Annotated in this window: 18 protein-coding genes; 4 read left to right on the top strand and 14 right to left on the bottom strand. The window is 72.5% G+C overall.

Translation table 11 applies throughout. The annotated features are described in order from the left end of the window. Positions 1-154 precede the first annotated feature (154 nt). The 8 genes from KM427_RS07415 to ligD (KM427_RS07380) all read right to left on the bottom strand — a co-directional run bounded on the left by KM427_RS07415 (position 155) and on the right by ligD (KM427_RS07380) (position 7,104). Positions 155-943, bottom strand: a complete 789-nt coding sequence (locus KM427_RS07415; protein WP_215526804.1) for an HAD-IIA family hydrolase — start codon at positions 941-943, stop codon at positions 155-157. 50 nt (positions 944-993) lie between these two features. Next, the gene (locus KM427_RS07410; protein WP_183591175.1) at positions 994-2,217 is read right to left on the bottom strand and encodes a histidine kinase dimerization/phospho-acceptor domain-containing protein; all 1,224 of its coding nucleotides are present in this window, start codon (positions 2,215-2,217) and stop codon (positions 994-996) included. After that, positions 2,210-2,899: a response regulator transcription factor gene (locus KM427_RS07405; RefSeq protein ID WP_246389948.1), complete on the bottom strand. Its 690-nt coding sequence runs from the start codon at positions 2,897-2,899 to the stop codon at positions 2,210-2,212. Before KM427_RS07405 ends, KM427_RS07410 begins: the two co-directional genes overlap by 8 nt. A gap of 44 nt (positions 2,900-2,943) precedes the next feature. Then, positions 2,944-3,597 (bottom strand): S24/S26 family peptidase, encoded by a 654-nt coding sequence (locus KM427_RS07400; protein WP_215526803.1) that lies wholly within the window; start codon positions 3,595-3,597, stop codon positions 2,944-2,946. Positions 3,598-3,882: 285 nt separating this feature from the next. Beyond that, positions 3,883-4,410: a COG1361 family protein gene (locus KM427_RS07395; protein ID WP_183591178.1), complete on the bottom strand. Its 528-nt coding sequence runs from the start codon at positions 4,408-4,410 to the stop codon at positions 3,883-3,885. A gap of 161 nt (positions 4,411-4,571) precedes the next feature. After that, positions 4,572-5,483, bottom strand: coding sequence for a non-homologous end-joining DNA ligase (ligD, locus tag KM427_RS07390; protein ID WP_215526802.1), 912 nt, complete (start codon positions 5,481-5,483; stop codon positions 4,572-4,574). Continuing rightward, positions 5,483-6,178: a L,D-transpeptidase family protein gene (locus tag KM427_RS07385; RefSeq protein ID WP_215526801.1), complete on the bottom strand. Its 696-nt coding sequence runs from the start codon at positions 6,176-6,178 to the stop codon at positions 5,483-5,485. The genes ligD (KM427_RS07390) and KM427_RS07385 overlap by 1 nt, the downstream gene beginning before the upstream one ends. Beyond that, the gene (gene ligD / locus KM427_RS07380; protein WP_215526800.1) at positions 6,175-7,104 is read right to left on the bottom strand and encodes a non-homologous end-joining DNA ligase; all 930 of its coding nucleotides are present in this window, start codon (positions 7,102-7,104) and stop codon (positions 6,175-6,177) included. Before ligD (KM427_RS07380) ends, KM427_RS07385 begins: the two co-directional genes overlap by 4 nt. Before the next feature lie 76 nt (positions 7,105-7,180). On the opposite strand from ligD (KM427_RS07380), the gene ku reads away from it, so the two are divergent. From ku to KM427_RS07360, 4 genes are all read left to right on the top strand, one after another. After that, entirely contained in the window at positions 7,181-8,104 is a 924-nt protein-coding gene (gene ku / locus KM427_RS07375; RefSeq protein WP_215526799.1) for a non-homologous end joining protein Ku, read from the top strand. A gap of 455 nt (positions 8,105-8,559) precedes the next feature. After that, positions 8,560-9,654 carry a DUF222 domain-containing protein gene (locus KM427_RS07370; RefSeq protein WP_252275131.1) on the top strand — a complete coding sequence of 365 codons (1,095 nt, stop codon included), beginning with the start codon at positions 8,560-8,562 and terminating at the stop codon, positions 9,652-9,654. Between the two features lie 264 nt (positions 9,655-9,918). Then, entirely contained in the window at positions 9,919-10,293 is a 375-nt protein-coding gene (locus tag KM427_RS07365; protein WP_183591184.1) for a YciI family protein, read from the top strand. Continuing rightward, on the top strand, positions 10,290-11,567 hold the full coding sequence (locus KM427_RS07360; RefSeq protein WP_215526798.1) for an RNA polymerase sigma factor: 1,278 nt from the start codon (positions 10,290-10,292) through the stop codon (positions 11,565-11,567). The genes KM427_RS07365 and KM427_RS07360 overlap by 4 nt, the downstream gene beginning before the upstream one ends. Before the next feature lie 19 nt (positions 11,568-11,586). Here KM427_RS07360 and KM427_RS07355 read toward each other — a convergent pair whose 3' ends face one another. The 6 genes from KM427_RS07355 to KM427_RS07330 form a co-directional block, all read right to left on the bottom strand. Next, positions 11,587-13,161 carry an alpha/beta hydrolase gene (locus KM427_RS07355; protein WP_215526797.1) on the bottom strand — a complete coding sequence of 525 codons (1,575 nt, stop codon included), beginning with the start codon at positions 13,159-13,161 and terminating at the stop codon, positions 11,587-11,589. Positions 13,162-13,200: 39 nt separating this feature from the next. Beyond that, on the bottom strand, positions 13,201-13,767 hold the full coding sequence (locus KM427_RS07350; RefSeq protein WP_183591187.1) for an OsmC family protein: 567 nt from the start codon (positions 13,765-13,767) through the stop codon (positions 13,201-13,203). 31 nt (positions 13,768-13,798) lie between these two features. Next, positions 13,799-14,995 carry an NAD(P)/FAD-dependent oxidoreductase gene (locus KM427_RS07345; RefSeq protein ID WP_215526796.1) on the bottom strand — a complete coding sequence of 399 codons (1,197 nt, stop codon included), beginning with the start codon at positions 14,993-14,995 and terminating at the stop codon, positions 13,799-13,801. A gap of 207 nt (positions 14,996-15,202) precedes the next feature. Beyond that, on the bottom strand, positions 15,203-16,288 hold the full coding sequence (locus KM427_RS07340) for an ABC transporter permease (protein ID WP_215526795.1): 1,086 nt from the start codon (positions 16,286-16,288) through the stop codon (positions 15,203-15,205). Between the two features lie 58 nt (positions 16,289-16,346). Then, positions 16,347-17,183, bottom strand: a complete 837-nt coding sequence (locus KM427_RS07335) for an ABC transporter ATP-binding protein (protein WP_183591190.1) — start codon at positions 17,181-17,183, stop codon at positions 16,347-16,349. Positions 17,184-17,190: 7 nt separating this feature from the next. Further along, positions 17,191-18,594: an amidase gene (locus tag KM427_RS07330; protein ID WP_215526794.1), complete on the bottom strand. Its 1,404-nt coding sequence runs from the start codon at positions 18,592-18,594 to the stop codon at positions 17,191-17,193. Positions 18,595-18,619 lie beyond the last annotated feature (25 nt).

The following is an 18,619-nucleotide window of genomic DNA, read 5'->3' as shown; positions in this document are numbered from 1 at the left end:
CGGGCAGGACTCGGCGTGCCCGGGACCGGCTGTGCTTGGTGCAATCCTCAACGACGCTACCCACCGATCGCCGCACTGCAACATCCCGTCGGCCACCGAACGCGTGGCGCTCGTCACACTCCCCGCGTGGAACCGCGGCTGAGTCGGACGCAGATCACAGTCGGGCCGCGACCTCGTCGACGAGGTCGGCGATGGAGTCGACGACCCGGGTCGGCCGGTAGGGAAAGGTCTCGACCTGCTCGGGCCGTGTGGATCCGGTCGTCACCAGCACGGTGCGCAGCCCGGCCTCGAGGCCGCTGATGATGTCGGTGTCCATCCGGTCGCCGATCATCACCGTGGTCTCGGAGTGGGCGGCCAGCCGGTTGAGCGCGCTGCGCATCATCAGCGGGTTCGGCTTCCCGATGAAGTACGGCGTACGACCGGTCGCCGTGCTGATCAGCGCGGCGACCGAGCCGGTCGCGGGCAGCAGCCCGTGCTGGCTCGGCCCGCTCGGGTCGGGGTTGGTCGCGATGAACCGGGCGCCACCCGCCACCAACCGGATCGCGCGGGTGATCGCCTCGAACGAGTAGGTCCGGGTCTCCCCCAGCACGACGTAGTCGGGGTCACGGTCGGTCATCACGTAGCCGATGTCGTGCAGCGCCGTGGTCAGGCCCGCCTCCCCGACGACGTACGCCGTGCCGTGGGGGCGCTGCTCGTCGAGGAACTGCGCGGTCGCGAGCGCGGAGGTCCAGATCGCCGCCTCCGGCACGTCGATGCCGCTGCCGAGCAGCCGGGCGCGCAGGTCGCGCGGGGTGAAGATCGAGTTGTTGGTCAGCACCAGGAACGCGCTCCCCGAGGCCTTCAGCGCCTCGATGAACTCCTGCGCCCCGGGGATCGGCACGTCCTCGTGGACGAGCACGCCGTCCATGTCGGTCAGCCAGGTCTCCACCGGACGGGTGCTCATGGCGCCATTCTTGCGTCTCCGTCGAGCCGGTCCCCCACCGCGGTCCCCACTCAACGACGAGGGAGCAGCACCTCGATGCCGTCGGCCGGGTGGTCGCCGGTGACCCGGCCGCCGAGCGCCTCCACGACGACCCGGACCTGGCTGACCCAGTCCACGGTCTCGCCGCCGAGGTCGACCTCGGGGGTCCTGCCGGCGCACAGCACGTGGATGCGCAGGTGTCCCCCGGGCTCGCCGTGGAACACGATCCGCACGGCGCCGGTGCCGCGGCGTACGACGTCGGCGAGCAGCAGGTCGGTGGCGTGCTCGACAGGCCCCGGCGTGTAGGTCAGGGCCAGGTCGCCCTCGACCGCGGCGGTCAGCGCCCGGCCGCGGGACGCGAGGCGGTCCGCCCAGCGCTGCGCGAGCTGCGTCGAGAGGTCGGACAGCGACACCTCGGCGCCCACCACGAGGCTGCCGCGGCGGGTGATCTCGACGAGCTCGCTCGCGACCGCCGAGACCTCCTCGACCCGGGCGAGGCAGCGGACCACGGAGTCGCGGGCGTCGTCGGGCAGGTCGCCGCGCAGCGAGAGGTCCTCGAGCTCGAGCCGGATGCCGGTGAGCGGGGTGCGCAGCACGTGCGAGGCGTGCTCGGCGAAGGCCCGCTCGCGGTGCACGCGGTCCTCCAGGGCCAGCGCGCTCGAGCGGAGCGCGTTGGCGATCGCCCGGGCCTCGGGGATCCGGGTCTTCGGCAGGTCGAGGTCGAAGCGGCCCCGGCCCAGCGCACCCGCCGCGACCGCCAGCTTCTGGAACGGCGCGGAGAGCACCCCGGCCACGATCAGGCCCGCCAGTCCGGCGGCGATCGCGATCAGCAGGAAGAGCGCCGCGACCGAGCCGACGTCGCGGCCGATGAGGTCGCGGGTCACCGACGGCGACTCGCTGACGGTGACCTGGGCGCCGTGACCGCCGTCGACCTCGGCGGTCGCCGCGATGTCGTCGGCCGAGTCACGGTCGCCGCGGTAGTCGTCGCCGGTGACCACGATCTCCGAGCCGTCGCCGGAGGTGAGCACCAGCCGCGCCTCGGGGCCGACGAGGGTCTGGAGGAACGTCGCGTCGACGGGGTCGCCGGACGCCTCCCGGCCGGAGACGACCGTGGCGACGAGCTCCGCCTCCCGGTCGAGCTGGCCGGCGGTCTCCTCGCGGATCAGGTCGCGCAGCACATAGGTGCGGACCAGACCGGCGCCGATGAGCAGCGCGATCGTCAGGATGATGAACGCAGCTGTGAGGCGTTCACGCATCGCCCGAGCCGCCCTCGAGGCGGAAACCCACGCCCCGGACGGCCACGACCCGATCCGTCACCCCCACGCTCTCGAGCTTCTGGCGCAGCCGACCGATCGTGACGTCGAGCGTCTTGGTCGAGCCGTACCAGTTCTCGTCCCACACGTCGGCCATCAGCTGACCGCGGGAGACGACCTTGTCCCGGTTCGCGGCGAGGATGCTCAGCACCTCGAACTCCTTGCCGGTGAGCGGGACCTCCTCGGTGCCGGCGTAGACCCGCCGGGCATCGATGTCGATGCGCAACCCGTCGGGGTCGCCGGCGTCGCTGCCGTTCGCGGAGGAGGTACGGCGCAGCAGGGCGCGGACCCGCGCCTGCAGCTCGGCGAGCCCGAAGGGCTTGGCCAGGTAGTCGTCGGCCCCGTAGTCGAGGCCGACCACCCGGTCGAGCTCGCCCGCCCGGGCGGTGACGATGATGATCGCCCCCTGGTAGTCGGCCTCCCGGGCCCGGCGGCACACCTCGAGGCCGTCGATGTCCGGGAGGCCCAGGTCGAGGATCACGAGCTCAGGGGTCGTCGAGAGCGCGTCGAGGGCCTTCTGGCCGCTCTCCACCCACTCGACGTCGTATCCCTCGCGTTCCAGGGTGCGGACGAGCGGGAACGCGATGTCCTCCTCATCCTCCACGACCAGGACCCGGTGCGCCATGGGAGCGAGCATAGGGCCACGGTGGTCCCAGCCGACCTCGCTACTCACCGTTGACCGCTTTCGGACACGGCCCCGGAACGAGCCACCGCCGTCTGGGCGGCCGCCTGGGCAGCGGTCTGGGCAGCGGTCTGGGCGGCGGTCTCCGCCGCGGCCCCGGAGGCCGGGGGCCGCAGCGTCGGTGTACGTCGCCGCAGCCGGTGCGCGGTGAGCGCGAGCAGGACCGCCGCGGAGGCGAGGGTCAGCACCCAGCCCTGCGGGTGGAGCACGAAGAGGTAGGCCCAGCCGATCCACGGGATCACGAACGCGACCCGGGACATGGTCGGCTGGCCGGGGCGCAGCGTCCACGGGTCGGCCGTCGGCATCGCGTCACCGCGGGTGACCACGCCGGCCGCGCCGATCGCCACGATCCGATGGGTCACCATGTCGTCCTCATCGGCAGCACCGGGCGGCTGATAAGTGATCACGTCGCCGACCCGCAGGTCGCTCACGGGGACGACCCGCTCGAAGGCCAGCGAGCCGCGGGAGATCCCGCCGTCGCGGTCGCCGTCCATAGAGCTGCCGGTCACCACGTAGCGATCCAGGCCCAATCCGATGGGGAGCAGCACCAGCAGCGTCACCGGCCCGAGGAGCACGACGAACAACGCCAACCGGCCCCACGGCGTCGGTGCCGGGGGGCGGGGAGCGGTGTCGATCTCCATCGTGGTGCTTTCCGAGAACTCGTGGGGGTGATGGGGACGACCTGCCGGCCCGGCGCTTCCCCCAAAGCAGCGGCCGAACCAGCAGGTCTGATCCCTTCAGAGCGACGGGCGGCGCTCCCCCCAGATGCGCCGCACGACCGCCCTTGGTTGGTCTGATGGCGGCCGGGTGCGCTCCCCCCGATGCGCGCTCGGCCACCCTCATCCCGGAGACCGATTGCGGCCCTCTGGCCTGATCGGTCCCAGCTCTTCAGTTGTTAGTCATCTGTCGGCCATCGCCGTCGGTCATCAGCCGGTCGAGGTGTCGGTGATCACCCACGTGTAGGCGGCGACCGCGGGGTCGCCCTGGTTCGCGAACGGCGCCGAGTCGGGCAGCGACACCGTGAACGTGAACTTGCTGGAACCACCCGGCGCCAGGTTGCCGACGTCCTGCGTGACGTCGTTCATCCCCCCGAACGGGCCGTCGTAGACGATCCGGCCGTCCTGCTCGATCTCCAGGCGGAGCTCGCCGCCCGCGAAGGCCGAGGGCTCGGCGTTCTCCTCGAAGGAGAGCCGCGAGTCGGAGGTGCCGGAGTTGCGGATGGTCACGACCTTGGTCACCGAGCTCCCCGGCTCGAGCTCGGTGATCGTGAGCGTGGCGCCCTGACCCGGGTCGGCCTGCAGCCGGATGCCGGTCGCGGCCTGGCTCTCTCCGGTCCACGGCACGCCGGTGATCGTCGCGAGCAGCCCGACCCCCACCACCACGACCACCGGAAGCACGAACCGTCGCAGCTGCCTGCCCGCGGTGCGAGTCGGCGCGGCGGTCGCGATGGTCATGAGCTCCCCCAGATGCGGCGTTCGGTGATGTCCTCACGCTAGGAGGGCGGGGTCCACGGCTCGGCAACACCGGCTCCACGCGGTACCCACTGTTTGGTAACAGAGGGCTTCCGGCGCTGGTGAACTCCTGATGCCAGTGGTAATGAAGTGACTGCTGTGACTCACCCGCTCGCGCCGAACAGGTCACCGTGCTCGGCGACCCGTTCGAGCACCTGCTCGGGCGTGAACTGCTCCAGGCCCAGCGGATCCTCCGCGCCCTCCTCGATCTCGTGCCAGCCGACCGGCGTGGCGACCGTGGGCCGCTCGCGGCCGCGCAGCGAGTACGGCGAGATCGTGGTCTTCGAGCCGGCGTTCTGGGACCAGTCGAGGAAGACCTTCCCGGTACGCCGGGCCTTCGTCATGGTGGCCGTGACCAGCGTCGGGTGTTCGCCCTGGAGCTCCTCGGCGACCTCCCTCGCGAGTGCCGTGGACTCGTCAGAGGGCAGCCGGCCGGGCAGGTCGGCGTACAGGTGCAGGCCCTTGCTGCCGCTGGTGACCGGCTTGGCGGTCAGGTCCCGCTCGGCGAGCTTGTCGCGCACCAGCAGCGCGACCCGGCAGCACTCGTGCAGGCCGGCGGGCTCGCCGGGGTCGAGGTCGATGACGAGGCGGTCGGCGTTGCGGGGGCGGCCGTTCCTCCCGACCGTCCACTGGTGCACGTGCAGCTCGAGCGCGGCGAGGTTGACCAGCCAGGTGAGCGTGGCGAGGTCGTCGACGATCGGGAAGACGAGCGTGTCACTCGAGGACCGGGCGCGGGACCCGGTCGTGGGAACCTTCGCCGTCCGCACCCACGAGGGCGTGCCGGCGGGGGTGTTCTTCTCGAAGAAGCTCGCCTCCTGGACGCCGTGCGGCCAACGGATCCGGGTGACGCACCGGTCGCGCAGGTGCGGCAGCAGCACCGGCGAGACCTGGGCGTAGTAGTTGAGCACCTCGCCCTTGGTGTAGCCGGTGCGCGGGTAGAGCACCTTGTGGAGGTTGCTGATCGTGAGGGTCCGGCCGTCGACCTGGACGCGGACCTCCTGCTTCTCGGCCGGCATCAGCGGCCGATCGCGATCACGGGGCGGTGGTCGGGGTCGAGCCGGCGCATCAGGCGGGCGACGAACGGGCGCGGCGCGCTGACGCATCCCGCCGTGGCACCGCGGCCGTTGACGTGCAGGAAGATCCCGGAGCCGCGGTGGCGCACCTGTCCGGCGTTGAAGCCGATCACGATCGACCACTCGTACTGACGGCGGTAGTCGGTGAGCCGCTCCGAGGCGTTCGGATCGCTGCCTGGCAGCCACCAGCGGAAGCCGCCCTGGCGCTGGTTGCGGAAGCGGTTGTAGTACGCCGACGCGTTGTCCTGCACCCAGAAGTCACCGCGCCGGACCTGGCGGTAGCGAAGCTTCCACGCGTCGTCGCGCTCGTGCATGCCGAAGGCCCACGGCAGGGCGTAGGTGCCCGTCGGCGTGGTGCCGGTGTTCTGGCGCCGGCGGTGGCCGACCACCAGCCCGCCGTACCCGATCCGGCCGTCGGTAGCCCGCATCCGGGCCGCCCAGCCGTCGCCCGTGAGCGCCCAGAAGGTGATCCGCGCGCGGTAGCCGGCGGTGTGGTTGACGGTGACGACCTGGCGGCTGCCCTCCGGGAGGCGGACGTCGACGCCGTCGAGGCGCACGTGCGTGGGCTCTGGGTGCGCCGGTGCCGGCACCAGGAGCGCCGAGACGGTGAGCGCCAGGGCGAGCAGGAGCCGGATCACGGGTCCCCTCCCAGATCCTCGGGGGTCAGGTCGGTGCGGACGCCCTGGAAGGAGGGCTGCCGCAACCGGTCGTACCCACGACCGTGGGTGTCGATGTCGACGACGAGGATTGGCTCCAGCCAGTGCGTGCCCTGCGCGTCGACCGGGGGCACCTCGTCGGCGAACGGGCTGTCGCCGCGGCCGATCCCGGCGACCAGCTCGGCGAGGACCCTGCTCTGTCTCGGCCCGATCCCGCTGCCCACGCGGCCACGGTAGACCAGCCCGTCGGGCGTCTGCTCCCCCACGAGCAGGGCGGCCAGCCGGTCGGTCGTGCCCTCCTGGGGACGCCAGCCGCCCACGACGTACGACAGCCGATGCCGGTGGGCGAGCTTGAGCCAGTGTGGGGTGCGCTCGCCGGGTCGGTACGTCGAGGTCCGGCGCTTGCTGACCACGCCCTCGAGGCCCTGCTGCCGAGTCGCCTCGACGAGCATCGCGCCGTCGTCGTACGCCGCCGGGACCTGCCAGGAGCCGTCGACGCCGAGCCCCTCGAGCAGGCCACGGCGCACCTCCTGCGGCTCCCCGGTCAGGTCGCGGCCGTCGAGGCGGAGCAGGTCGAAGACCATGTAGATCGCCGGCACCCTCTCGGCGAGGCGGGCCGCGGTCGTCGCCCGGCGCACGTGCATGCGCTCCTGGAGCGTGCGGAAGTCGGGCAGGCCCCGGTCGTTGAGCGCGATGATCTCGCCGTCGACCAGCAGGTCGCGCTCGCCGAGCGGACTGGTGGCGAGCTCGGGCCAGGCGATCGTGATCGCGTTCTCGTTGCGGCTGGTCATCCGCAGCCCGCCCGTCCCGACGTCGGTCAGCGCACGCACGCCGTCCCACTTGACCTCGTGCGTCCAGGCGTCGCCGGTCGGCACGTGGTCCGTGCGGGTGGCGAGCATCGGGCGCATGACGACATCATGCCGGTCGGAACCCGGACCGACGCGCTCGATGAATGGCGTCGCGTTCGCCGGTCATACTGATGTCATGCGTGCAATCTGGAAGGGCGCCGTCTCGTTCGGGCTCGTGAGCGTGCCCGTGAAGCTGTATGCCGCCACCGAGTCCCACGACGTCTCGTTCCGGCAGGTGCATGCCAAGGACGGCGGGCGGATCAGGTACCAGCGGGTCTGCTCGCTCGACGGCGAGGAGGTCGCGTACGCCGACATCGCGAAGGGCTACGAGACCGAGGACGGCGAGATGGTCATCCTCACCGACGACGACATGGCCGAGCTGCCGTCGACGTCGTCGCGGGAGATCTCGGTCGAGAAGTTCGTGCCCTCCGACCAGATCGACCCGATGCTCTTCGAGAAGTCCTACTACCTGGAGCCCGAGAAGACCGGCGCGAAGCCCTACGCGCTGCTGCGCCAGGCCCTGATCGAGGCGGACCGGATGGCGGTCGTCACCGTCGCCCTGCGGCAGCGCACCACCGTGGCCGTGCTGCGCGTGCGCTCCACCGACAACGGGGACGTCATCGTGCTGCAGACGATGATGTGGCCCGACGAGGTCCGCACGCCCGACTTCTCCGTCGAGTCCGGCGAGGTGAAGCCGGCCGAGGCCAAGATGGCCACCATGTTGGTCGAGACCCTGGCCGGCGACTTCGACCCGGCCGAGTTCGAGGACGACTACGCCGAGGCCGTCGAGGCCCTGGTCAAGACCAAGATCGAGGGCGGCGAGGTCAAGCGCACCGAGACCTCGACCAAGACCTCCGGCGAGGTCGTCGACCTGCTCGCCGCCCTGCAGCGCTCCGTCGACGCCGCCAAGACCGCCCGGGGCGAGTCTTCGTCGTCCTCCTCGTCCGGAGATGAGGCGCCGGCGAAGAAGAAGACCGCGGCCAAGAAGTCGACGTCGAAGAAGGCTCCAGCCAAGAAGACGACCGTCAAGAAGAAGGCCGCGGCCAAGAAGGCCAGCTGAGCCCCGTGCTCGGTGGTTTCGAGGCTCCTCGCTGGCGCTCGTCGCACCTCAACCACCGTCGCCGAGCACGGTGGTTGAGGAAGGCGCGCTAGCGCCTGTCTCGAAACCACCCGTCGGGACGCCGGGCTGCGGTCGGGACTGCCGAGTTGGTCGTGGTGGTTTCGAGACGGTTGCTAGCGCAACCTCCTCAACCACCGTCGCCCGGGGTCACGGTGGTTGAGGAAGGCGCGCCAGCGCCTGTCTCGAAACCACCACCCAGCACCCGACCCACCGCATCCGCCGACGCGGGGTTTCGAGACGGTTGCTAGCGCAACCTCCTCAACCACCGTGGTCCGGGGTCACGGTGGTTGAGGAAGGCGCGCTAGCGCCTGTCTCGAAACCACCCCGTTCGGGGCGCGTCCAGTGCGGCGAACTGGCTGGCCTACCAGGCGAAGACCACCCGGGCAGCGCGTACGGTGCGGCTCGGCCACGACCTCGAGGCCCACGCGTCGACCCGTGAGGCGCTGGCGGCCGGGGAGATCTGTGTCGAGCGGGCGCGGGTGGTGGTCCGGTGGGTCGACCGACTCCCCGCCGACCTCGGCCCCGAGACCCTCGCCAAGGCCGAGGCGCACCTGCTCGCGGAGGCGCGGCATCACGACGCGAAGGCGCTGGGTCGGCTGGGGCGGCGGCTGTGGGAGGTCATCGCGCCCGGCGAGGCCGACGCCCACGAAGCCGAGATCCTGCAACGGCAGGAGGCGGCCGCGCTGCGGGCCTGCTCGCTCACGATGGCCGACGACGGCGACGGCACCACCCGAGGCCGGTTCACCCTGCCGACCTACCACGCCGCCGCCCTCAAGAAGATGCTCATGGCCCTGGCCGCACCCAAGCACCTCGCGGCCACCCAGGGCCCCGGCATCGAACGCCGCCCCGGACCCGAAGCACTCGGGCGGGCGCTGTGCGAGCTGATCGAGCGCTACCCGGTCGACCGGCTGCCGGCCACCGGCGGCGTCAACGCCACCGTCGTGGTGGTCATCGACGAGGACACCCTCACCAGACGTTTGGAGAAGGCCGGGGTCCTGGACACCGGTGACCGGATCAGCCCCGGCATGGCGCGGCGGTTGGCGTGCGAGGCGGGGATCATCCCCGCCGTCCTCGGCAGCGCCTCGATCCCTCTCGATCTCGGCCGCAGAAGCCGCTACCACACCGAGCACCAGCGCATCGCGATGTTCCTGCGCGACCGCGGCTGCCGCGCCGAAGGCTGCGACCGCACCACCGGCCTCCACGCCCACCACCAACAGCACTGGGTCGATGGCGGCCACACCAACCCGACGGCGTCCCCCTGTGCGCCTGGCACCACACCCTCATCCACGACCCCACCTACCAGACCATCCACCTCCCCACCGGCAAGATCCGATTCCACCGACGAACGTGACGGCTCCGTCACCGACCGCCTGCACCAGGCGCCTGCACCGGTGACCGGCGCCTGGCCATCAGCATCCGGACGACCATCACGTTCACCACGGCGGCGAACGTCAGCGCAACGAGCCCGACGACGTCCGTCGCGTGCGTGAACCACGGTGCCGGGCCACCGACCGACCACCCGTGGCACGCTCCGGCGGACGTGCACGCCATCCAGCCCGCCTCGCTCGATGGACTCGCCCCCGGTACGTGCGCCAGCACCGTGGCGAGCAGAATCGCATCCACACGCACCGCGCACCAGGGACCCCGGCTCGCTCGAGCCGGGCCTGCCGGGAAGTTCCTCGACGCGTCGTGTCGAAAACGGCAGAGTTCGATCGACGCATGGGTGACAGCAACGTCGAACCGAGGAGAGACAGATGCGCTACATGGTGTTCGTGAAGATGGCGCCCGACCCGGGCGAGGTGCCACCCGCACTGATCGAGGCGATGGGCGCCGAGATGGGCCAGGCCTTCGCCGACGGCACGATGATCGCGGCCGGCGGGCTCGGAGGCGGCGAGCAGATCGTCGAGCTGCGGCTCACCGACGGCACCATCACCAACACCGACGGGCCGTACGCCGAGGCGAAGGAGCTCGTCGGCGGGTTCTCGATCATCGAGGCCCGGTCGCAGGCGGAGGCCGTCGAGGGTGCCCGCCGGGTGCTGGAGCTGCACCAGCAGTACTGGCCCGGCTGGGAGGGCGCCGTCGAGATCCGGCCGATCTGGTCACAGGACGGCACCGCGGCGGCCGGGTGACCGAGACCCCGACCGCAGCGGCGATCACCGCGGTCTGGCGTCGTGAGTCGGTCCGGCTCGTCGGCGCGCTGACCCGGATGACCCGCGACCTCGACCTCGCGGAGGACCTCGCCCAGGACGCCCTCGTCGCAGCGCTCGAGACGTGGCCCGACGAGGGTGTCCCGGCCAATCCCGGCGCCTGGCTGACCGCGGTCGCGAAGCGCCGGGCGATCGACCAGTTCCGACGCACCGACGCGCTGCGTCGTCGTACGACGGAGCTGGCCCGGAGCGGAATGGACGCGCACATGACCGACCTCGTCGACGCGGTCGACCACATCGAGGACGACGTGCTGCGGCTGGCGTTCATCGGCTGCCACCCGGCACTGCCACCGGACTCCCGGACGGCACTGACGCTGCGCCTGGTCGGCGGCCTCACCACCGCCGAGATCGCCCGCGCCTACCTGGTCAAGGACGCGACCATGGGCCAGCGCATCTCCCGCGCGAAGCGCATCCTCGCCGAGAGCGGCGCGTCGCTCGAGATGCCGACGGGCGCGGCGCGGCGCGAGCGGCTGGCGGACGTGCTCGCCGTGGTCTACCTGATCTTCACCGAGGGGCACGCGGCGAGCGGCGGCGCCGACTGGATCCGTCCCGAGCTGTGCCTCGAGGCGATGCGGCTCGCCCGGATCCTCAGCGGCCTGGTGCCCGACGATCCCGAGGTGCGCGGCCTGCAGGCGCTGTTGGAGCTCCAGGGCTCACGACTGCCCGCCCGCCGCGACGCCGCCGGCACGCCGGTGCTGCTCGACGACCAGGACCGGCGCCGCTGGGACCAGCTGCTGATCCGCCGCGGCTTCGCCGCGCTCGCCGAGGCCGAGCGGCTCGGACGCACCGGCCGGCCCGTCGGCACGTACGTCGTGCAGGCCTCGATCGCCGCCTGTCACGCCCGTGCTCGCCGGCCGGAGGACACCGACTGGGTCGAGATCGCCCGGCTGTACGACGTACTGGCCCGGACCGCGCCCGGCCCCGTCGTCGAGGTGAACCGCGCGGTCGCCCACGGTCGCGCCCACGGCCCGGACGCCGGACTGGCGGTCCTCGACGCCGTCGCCGACGACCCCGCGCTGACCCGCTCGCACCTGCCGCTCGCCGTCCGGGGCGACCTGCTCGAACGCGCCGGGCGCCCGGCCGAGGCCGCGGCGGCGTTCCGGGCAGCCGCCGCGCTGACCGGCAACGACGACGAGCGCGCGCTACTCACCCGGCGCGCCCGAGGGGTGGCAGACCTCCCAGTCCCGGAGTGCTGAACCGCCACGCGGCGCCGGCTCAGCCGGCCACCACCCGGCTCCCCTGCGCGTCCGGCCGCAGCGAGATCCCCGAACCCGAGAGCAGCACGGCGGCCGCGCTGCTGACCAGGATCGAGCCGGTCTCCGCGGCGGCCGCGAGCTCGACCGACTCGTCCACACCCGGTCCGCCGACCTCGTCGCCCGCGACGCTCACCTCCGCGATCGCCACCCCGGCGGCCGCCGATCCCTCCGCCGTCGGCGCTCGGCCCAACACGCGGCGCAGCGCCCGCACCGCCGTCGCGGGTCCGTCGAAGAGCACCACGGGCGTCCCGTCGGAGCGGCTCCGGGGCCGCGCGCCCGGACCGGTGCCGGACAGGGCCGTCCGGACGTCCTCCGCACCGGCGCCCGCAACAGCCACGACGGCGGCCAGCGCACGGTGACCGCCGAGCTCGGGAAGGGTCCGTACGAACGGGTCGATCACCTCGAGGACCTGGTCGGCGTCGCCCCAGGGGAGGTGGTCCCGACCGTCGAGCAGTCGCAGTTGCGCCCCGGGCACCCGTTCGGCGATGTACCGGCTCTCCTGGGGGTCGAACATCTCGTCACCGGTGCGGTGCAGCAGCAGCGCCGGGGCGGTGATGCTGGGCAGCAGGTCGCGCACGTCGACCAGCGCGTTCATGTCCATCAGCGCACGCACGGTGGTCGGGGTGGCGGCCGCGCTCATCCGACGCTCCCACCAGCGCTGCATGGCCAGATCGGCCGACGGGCAACGCAGCCGCGCGTCGGCGGCCCAGTCCCAGGCGGTCACCAGGTGCTCGACGTAGGCACGGCGCTCCTCGTCGGTCTTGGCCCAGGGGTAGTCGGGGGCGCGCGTACGCCGCGCGTAGCCGCCGTACAGGACCAGGCCGCGCACCCGCTCGGGATGCAGTGCCGCCATCAGCAATGCCATGGGGACGCCCTCGGAGTAGCCCACGAGCACGGCACTGTCGGAAGCGGCGGCAGCCATGACGGCGAGCACGTCGTGCATCCGGGTCTCGAGGTCGGGCACCCCCGCGGGCCGGTCGGACATGCCGGTGCCGCGCTTGTCGAAGCGGATCAGCCGGCCCATCGCCCCGAGGCCGTCGAGGAAGCGGACGTGGCGCGGATCGTCCCAGTCGATGTCGAGGTGCGAGACGAACCCGGAGATCAGCACCAGGTCGACCGGACCGCCGCCGGTGACCTGGTAGGCGACGTGCAGGCCGTCGGTGACCGTGTACCGGATCGGCGGCCGCGGGGCCGCGCCCCCGCCGGTCCCGGCCTCGGGCCCGGCCTCCTCCACGGTGCCGACGAAGCGGTAGCCGCGACCGTGCACGGTGCGCACCAACGCCTGCGCGCGCCCATCGTCCCCGAGCGCCCGCCGCACCTGCTTGATCCGGCTCGTGACGGCGGTCTCGCTGACGAACCGGCCGCCCCAGACGGCGTCCATCAGCTCTTCCTTGGTCACGACCCGATCGCGGTGCGCGACGAGGTGCACGAGCACGTCGAAGGCCTGCGGCTCCAGGGGTACGACGTGGCCGTCTCGCTGGAGCTCGAAGAGCGTCTCGTCGAGCTCCAGGCCGCCGGCCAGGATCAGGACCACGCAGATCATGGTCCCACGCCGGCGGCCCCACGCACCCGCTCAGCGGGTCGCGACGTCGACGGCCACGGGCACGCCGCGGGTGACCACGTCGTACACCGCGGAACGGCGCCGCGCCTGCTCGACCAGGGAGGCGAGCTCGCGCGCCTCGGCCTCGCCCTGCACGTGGAAGGTGACCCGGACCTGCTCGAACCCGTTGCGCACGCTCTCGTCGAGCCCCAGGATCCCCAGCAGGTCGATGTCGCCCTCGACGCGGGCGGTGACCTCCCCGAGCTCGATCCCCCGGGCGGCCGCGATGTTGGCCAGACCGCTCATCAGGCAGCTCCCGAGCGCCTGCAACAGGTGTTCGGCGGGCGTGGGGGCGCGGTCCTGGCCGACCAGCACGACCGGGTGGTCGGCCTCGACGACGAACGGCTCGGTGCGGGTCTGCTCTGCCCCGGCGCCGTGGAAGGTGTCGATGGTGGTGCGGTTGTAGGTGCCGTCGACCCAGCGGGTCTGCGCACGGAACTGGAAGCGCGCGATCTCAGGCGCCGCGCGGACGGCGTCGATCGTGCCGAAGAGCGCCGGAACGTCGACGCCGTTGGTGTGCTGGTGCTGCGTGGTGGTCATGGTGCTGTCCTCTCGGTAGGGCGGCGGCCTGTCAGGCGGCGGACGCCGCATCGAGCCCGGCGGGCTCGGGTCGCGAGGCGAGCTGGGTCGCCTCCCGGTCGAGTGCCTCGGCGAGCTCCAGCTGGAGCTCGACGAAGTGAGCGGGGTCCGGGAACGCCGTGAGCTCCCGGGTCAGTCGGAACACGTCGGCGAGGGCGACGTCGCGGGCGGACTCGTACGCCGCGAGGGCGGACGCCTCGGGCCGGGCGCCGCCCAACCCGTCGGTGAGCGCGTCGGCGAGCAGCTCGGCGTCCCGGAAGGCGTCGGTGATCCCGTGCCCGGTGATCGGGTCGCGGTGGTAGCCGGCGTCGCCCACCAGTGACCAGCCCGCTCCATGGGCCCGACGGACGTGGTTGGGCAGCGCCCGCACGCCGCGCACCTTGCTCACCGGGTGGCCGACGCGCGCCCGGGCCGCGAGCGGCACGGCCACGTCGTCGAGCTCGCTCAGCAGCGCGACGCCCCGGCGGGCGCCGGCAGCGCGGACGCCGTCGAGGAGGGCGGTCGGGCGCACGATCCAGACGCAGCCGGTGTCGTCGTGGGTGGGGAAGACGCCCGAGAACGCGCGGTCGGCCACGTGGAACTCGAAGCCGCGCCAGGGCGCACCGCGCACGTACAGGTAGTAGAGGGAGAGGTCGGCGACGAAGGAGCACGTGGTCTCGGCGTCGACGAGCCGCGCCACGGTCGAGCGGAGACCGTCGGCGCCGACGACGTGACGAGCGCGCAGCACGACGTGCCCGCCCGTGGATGTCCTCGCGGTCACCCCGGTGACCCGCCCGGCGCCGTCGCGCACCAGGCCGTCGACCGCCAGGTCGGCGCGGAGCTCGGCTCCCGCGTCGACGGCGGCGTCGGCGAGCAGGGCGTCGAGCACTCGGCGCCGCGGCGCCACGACGAGGTCGACACCGGCGCGCGCCTTCAGCGGCACGGTCCGCTCCCCGGCGGGAGCCCCGAAGGTCACCTCCCTGACGGGTGGCGCGCCGCTCTCGAGGACCCGGTCGAGCAGCCCCCACCGGGACAGCTGGACGACGCCACCGCGCGCGATCCCGTGGGTGGAGAGCGGATCGCGGCTGAGCGGCGCCCGGTCGACCAGCGCGACGCGCAGACCCCGCGTCGCGAGGAGTCGGGCGGTCGTGGCACCGGCGCAGCGCGCGCCGACCACGACCACGTCGTACGGGAGATCTCTCTGGCTCACCCCCTCACGATGGGTCGGGGTGCGCCGGCAACCTTGGAGACGGGGTGGAGGCGCGATGGAGAGCGGGTGACCCTCAGGCCGTGTTGATCAACTCCGCGCCTGCTACGCGACGCGCTGGACGCCCGCTGACTGCGTTGCCGTCGCTCGGAATACGAACGGATATGTCGCTCCGGCCTTGTCACCACACCGCCCCGCGAAACGTCGAGGCTAGGTGGTCTCCCAGCGGAAGAGCCGGGCGGCGATCAGCGTCACCACCGTCGCGAACACCGCGAGGAACAGCATCGGCAGCAGCGCCGCCGTCCACGGCTCGCCGCGGACCATCACGTCGAGCATGCCGTCGTTGAGGTGCTTGAGCGGCAGCACCTGGGAGAAGGTCTGCAGCCACTGCGGGGCCCCCTCGAGCGGGAAGAACGAACCGCTGAGGAAGGCCATCGGCAGCACCATGAAGTTCGCGGCGTTGACCGCGCCCTCCTGGGTCTTGGTGATCGCGCCCGCGAGCAGGCCGATCGACATGAAGCACAGCGTGCCGACGACCAGCAGCGGGATCGCCATCCACCACGCGCCGGTCAGCGTCAGACCGAAGAACAGCGCGCCGACCCCGATGAAGATCGCCATCTGCACGAGCGCGACCGAGACGGTCACCGAGACCCGCGCGCCGACGACGGTGCGGGTCGAGACCGGCGCGAGCTGAAGCCGGCGCAGCAGCTTGGTCTGCCGCCAGCCCTGGATCGTGGCGGCAGCGCCGAAGGCGGCGCTCATCGCGACGGCCCAGCCGAGCAGCCCGGGCGTGTAGTACTGGATGGTGTCGAGCGACTCGTCCTCGACCGACTCGACGTCGAGGGAGTACGTCGGGGGCTGGCCGGTCACCGCGAGGTTGGTGCCGTCGACGAGCGCCTGGAGCGCGCCGGCGGTGATGCCCGCCTTCGCCGGGTCGGTCTGCGTGTAGTGCGCGACGAGCGTCTGCCCCTGCTGCTCGACCGCCACGTCGGCGTCGCCCTTGCGCACCTGGGCGATCGCGTCGTCGAGGTCGTCGGAGTGGGTGACGTCGAAGGTGGCCCCGAACGACGCGTCGGCGTCGGCCGGCAGGTCGTCGATCAGCGACACGTCGCCGACGACGATCATGTCGACCTTGCCCACGGACTGGTCGGAGAAGAGCCCGCCGAAGAGCACGAGGAACATCAGCGGGAAGACGACCGCGAAGAAGACCGCGGTGCGGTCGCGCACGAAGCCGCGCAGGATCGCCCGCGAGAGCGCCCAGAACGGCGTGGCCCTGCTCGTCCGTGGGGTGCTCACCCGCGGCTCCCGAGGAAGGGTGCGGCTGCTCATACTGGGGTGTTCATGCGTGGGGTGCTCATGCTCGGTACTCCCGTCCGGTGAGGTCGAGGAACACGTCCTCGAGTGTGCCGGTCTGCACGCGGACGCCGTCGAGCCGGCTCTGCTCGGCGAGTCGGGCGATCTCGACGGCGGGTTCGCGCGTGGTGAGCACCTCGCCGTCGGTCAGGGTGATCCGGGTCGGGGCGTCGAGCCCGTGGATCAGCGCTGCCGGAGTGTCGAACACCAGCAGCTTGCCGTGGTCCATGATCGCGACCCGGTCGGCGAGCGCCTCCGCCTCGTCCATGTAGTGCGTCGTCAGCACGACGGTCCGCCCGGAGTCGTTGATGCCGGACAGCAGGTCCCACAGGTTGCGCCGTGCCTGCGGATCGAGGGCCGCGGTCGGCTCGTCGAGGAAGACCACCTCCGGGTCGTGCACGAGTGCGCAGGCGATCGACAGCCGCTGCGCCTGGCCACCGGAGAGCTGCTCGACGCGGCTGTCGGCCTTCTCGACCAGCCCGACCCGCTCCAGCCACTCGTCGGCGCGCGACGCGGCCACGCCGTACAGCGACGCGAAGGTGTGGATCTGCTCGCGAGCGGTCAGCCGCTCGAAGAACGACGATGCCTGGAGCTGTACCCCGATCCGCGGCAGCAGCGCGGCGTTGCGCGGCCAGGCCGGGAGCCCGAGCACGCTGGCCGATCCCGCGGTGGGCTCGCGCAGCCCCTCGACCATCTCGAGCAGGGTCGTCTTGCCGGCGCCGTTGGGGCCCAGGATGCCGACGAACTCGCCCTCCCCCACCGTCAGGTCCACGCCGTCGACGGCACGGAGGTCGCCGTAGGTCTTGGTCAGGCCGATGACCTCGATCGCGGCGGTCATCGGGTACTCATCGGGGGGCTCCCGGGGCGAGCAGCGGCCAGGGCCGTGCCGCCTCGATCTGCGCAGACAGCGAGAACAGCGTGACCTCGTCGTCGGTACGCCCGACCAGCTGGACGGCGAGCGGCAGGCCGTCGGGCGCGCGGCCGCACGGGACCGAGGCGGCGGGATTGCCCGCGACGTTCCAGATCGCGGCGTAGGCGATCGAGGGCATCGCCCGCAGCGCGGCTCGGACCGTGCCCACGCCATCGAGCCGGCCGACCGGTGGCGGCCGGTGCGCGATCGCGGGCGTGAGCAGCACGTCGACGTCCTGGAAGACCCGGTTGGCCTTGGTCGACACCTTCTCGGTCTGGCCGAGCGCCCACTCGACGACCTTCGGGGTGACCCACGAGCCGAGGCGGCAGGTCTCCCGGGTGCGTCGCTCGAGCCGGTCGTAGTGCTCCACCAGCTCGGCCTCGCTGCGGATGCCGGCGAAGAACTGCGGCACGAACGCCGCCGTCGGGTCGGGGTAGTGCGGATCCACCTGGCGCACGTCGTGGCCGAGGTCGGTCAGCAGCCGGGCGGTGTCCTCGACGGCGTGCACGTGGGCGAGGTCGGGACGGACGCCGAGCGTGACCGGTGTGGTCGACCAGCCGATCCGTAGTCGGCCCGGGGCCTGGTCGACGGCGTCCACGAACGACGCGTCGCCGGCGGCCCGGTAGAGGTCGCCGTCGAGGTTGCCGCGGACCACGTCGTAGATGACGGCGCTGTCGCGCACCGTGCGGGTCAGCGGTCCGGCCGTGCCGAGCGCCCACCACAGGTGCGGGTGCGGCGCGGTGGTGACCCGGCCGCGCTGCGGCTTGAGTCCGAAGAGACCGCAGCTGGCGCTGGGGATCCGGATCGAGCCACCGCCGTCGCCGCCCATGCCGGCGGGCACCATCCCGGCCGACACCGCGGCCGCCGTACCGCCGCTGGAGCCACCGGGCGTGCGGGCCGGGTCCCAGGGGTTGCGGGTGACGCCGCGGGATGCCGACTCGGTGAAGGGGTAGGCCCCGAACTCCGGCATCGTGGTCTTGCCGACGATCACCGCGCCGGCGGCCCGCAGCCGACGGACGATCTCGGCGTCCGCGGTCGCCGGCGTCGCGTTGCCGTCGCCCCCGAACGTCGTGACCGTGCCCGCGACGTCGATCTCCTCCTTGATCGCGAGGGGTACGCCGTGCAGCGGTCCGGGCGTCTCGCCCGCGGTCAGCGCCGCGTCGCGCGCCTCGGCCTCGGCGATCGCCTCGTCGACGAGCACCCGCGAGAACGCGTTGAGCTCGCGGTCGCGCTCCTCGATCCGGGCGAGCGCCGCCTCGACGACGCCCCTCGCGGAGACGTCGCCTGCGCTGATCAACCGTGCGGTCTCGGCCACTCCGGCCGTGGCGAGGTCGGTCATGTCACGACGTTATCGGGTCGGCCAT

The sequence above is a fragment of the Nocardioides sp. LMS-CY genome (assembly GCF_018732145.1).
In the GTDB taxonomy this organism is placed as follows: Bacteria; Actinomycetota; Actinomycetes; order Propionibacteriales; family Nocardioidaceae; genus Nocardioides; species Nocardioides soli.
Note: the sequence above shows the minus strand (reverse complement) of the source record. Positions and strands in the feature narration are given on the sequence as shown.

What these genes read in the sequence shown, in the direction of transcription:
- KM427_RS07335 (WP_183591190.1), bottom strand. Translation starts at nt 17,183, where the DNA reads ATGACCGCCGCGATCGAGGTCATCGGCCTGACCAAGACCTACGGCGAC.
- KM427_RS07330 (WP_215526794.1), bottom strand. Translation starts at nt 18,594, where the DNA reads ATGACCGACCTCGCCACGGCCGGAGTGGCCGAGACCGCACGGTTGATC.
- ligD (WP_215526800.1), bottom strand. Translation starts at nt 7,104, where the DNA reads ATGCGCCCGATGCTCGCCACCCGCACGGACCACGTGCCGACCGGCGAC.
- KM427_RS07410 (WP_183591175.1), bottom strand. Translation starts at nt 2,217, where the DNA reads ATGCGTGAACGCCTCACAGCTGCGTTCATCATCCTGACGATCGCGCTG.
- ku (WP_215526799.1), top strand. Translation starts at nt 7,181, where the DNA reads ATGCGTGCAATCTGGAAGGGCGCCGTCTCGTTCGGGCTCGTGAGCGTG.
- KM427_RS07415 (WP_215526804.1), bottom strand. Translation starts at nt 943, where the DNA reads ATGAGCACCCGTCCGGTGGAGACCTGGCTGACCGACATGGACGGCGTG.
- KM427_RS07400 (WP_215526803.1), bottom strand. Translation starts at nt 3,597, where the DNA reads ATGGAGATCGACACCGCTCCCCGCCCCCCGGCACCGACGCCGTGGGGC.
- ligD (WP_215526802.1), bottom strand. Translation starts at nt 5,483, where the DNA reads ATGCCGGCCGAGAAGCAGGAGGTCCGCGTCCAGGTCGACGGCCGGACC.
- KM427_RS07365 (WP_183591184.1), top strand. Translation starts at nt 9,919, where the DNA reads ATGCGCTACATGGTGTTCGTGAAGATGGCGCCCGACCCGGGCGAGGTG.
- KM427_RS07395 (WP_183591178.1), bottom strand. Translation starts at nt 4,410, where the DNA reads ATGACCATCGCGACCGCCGCGCCGACTCGCACCGCGGGCAGGCAGCTG.
- KM427_RS07350 (WP_183591187.1), bottom strand. Translation starts at nt 13,767, where the DNA reads ATGACCACCACGCAGCACCAGCACACCAACGGCGTCGACGTTCCGGCG.
- KM427_RS07405 (WP_246389948.1), bottom strand. Translation starts at nt 2,899, where the DNA reads ATGGCGCACCGGGTCCTGGTCGTGGAGGATGAGGAGGACATCGCGTTC.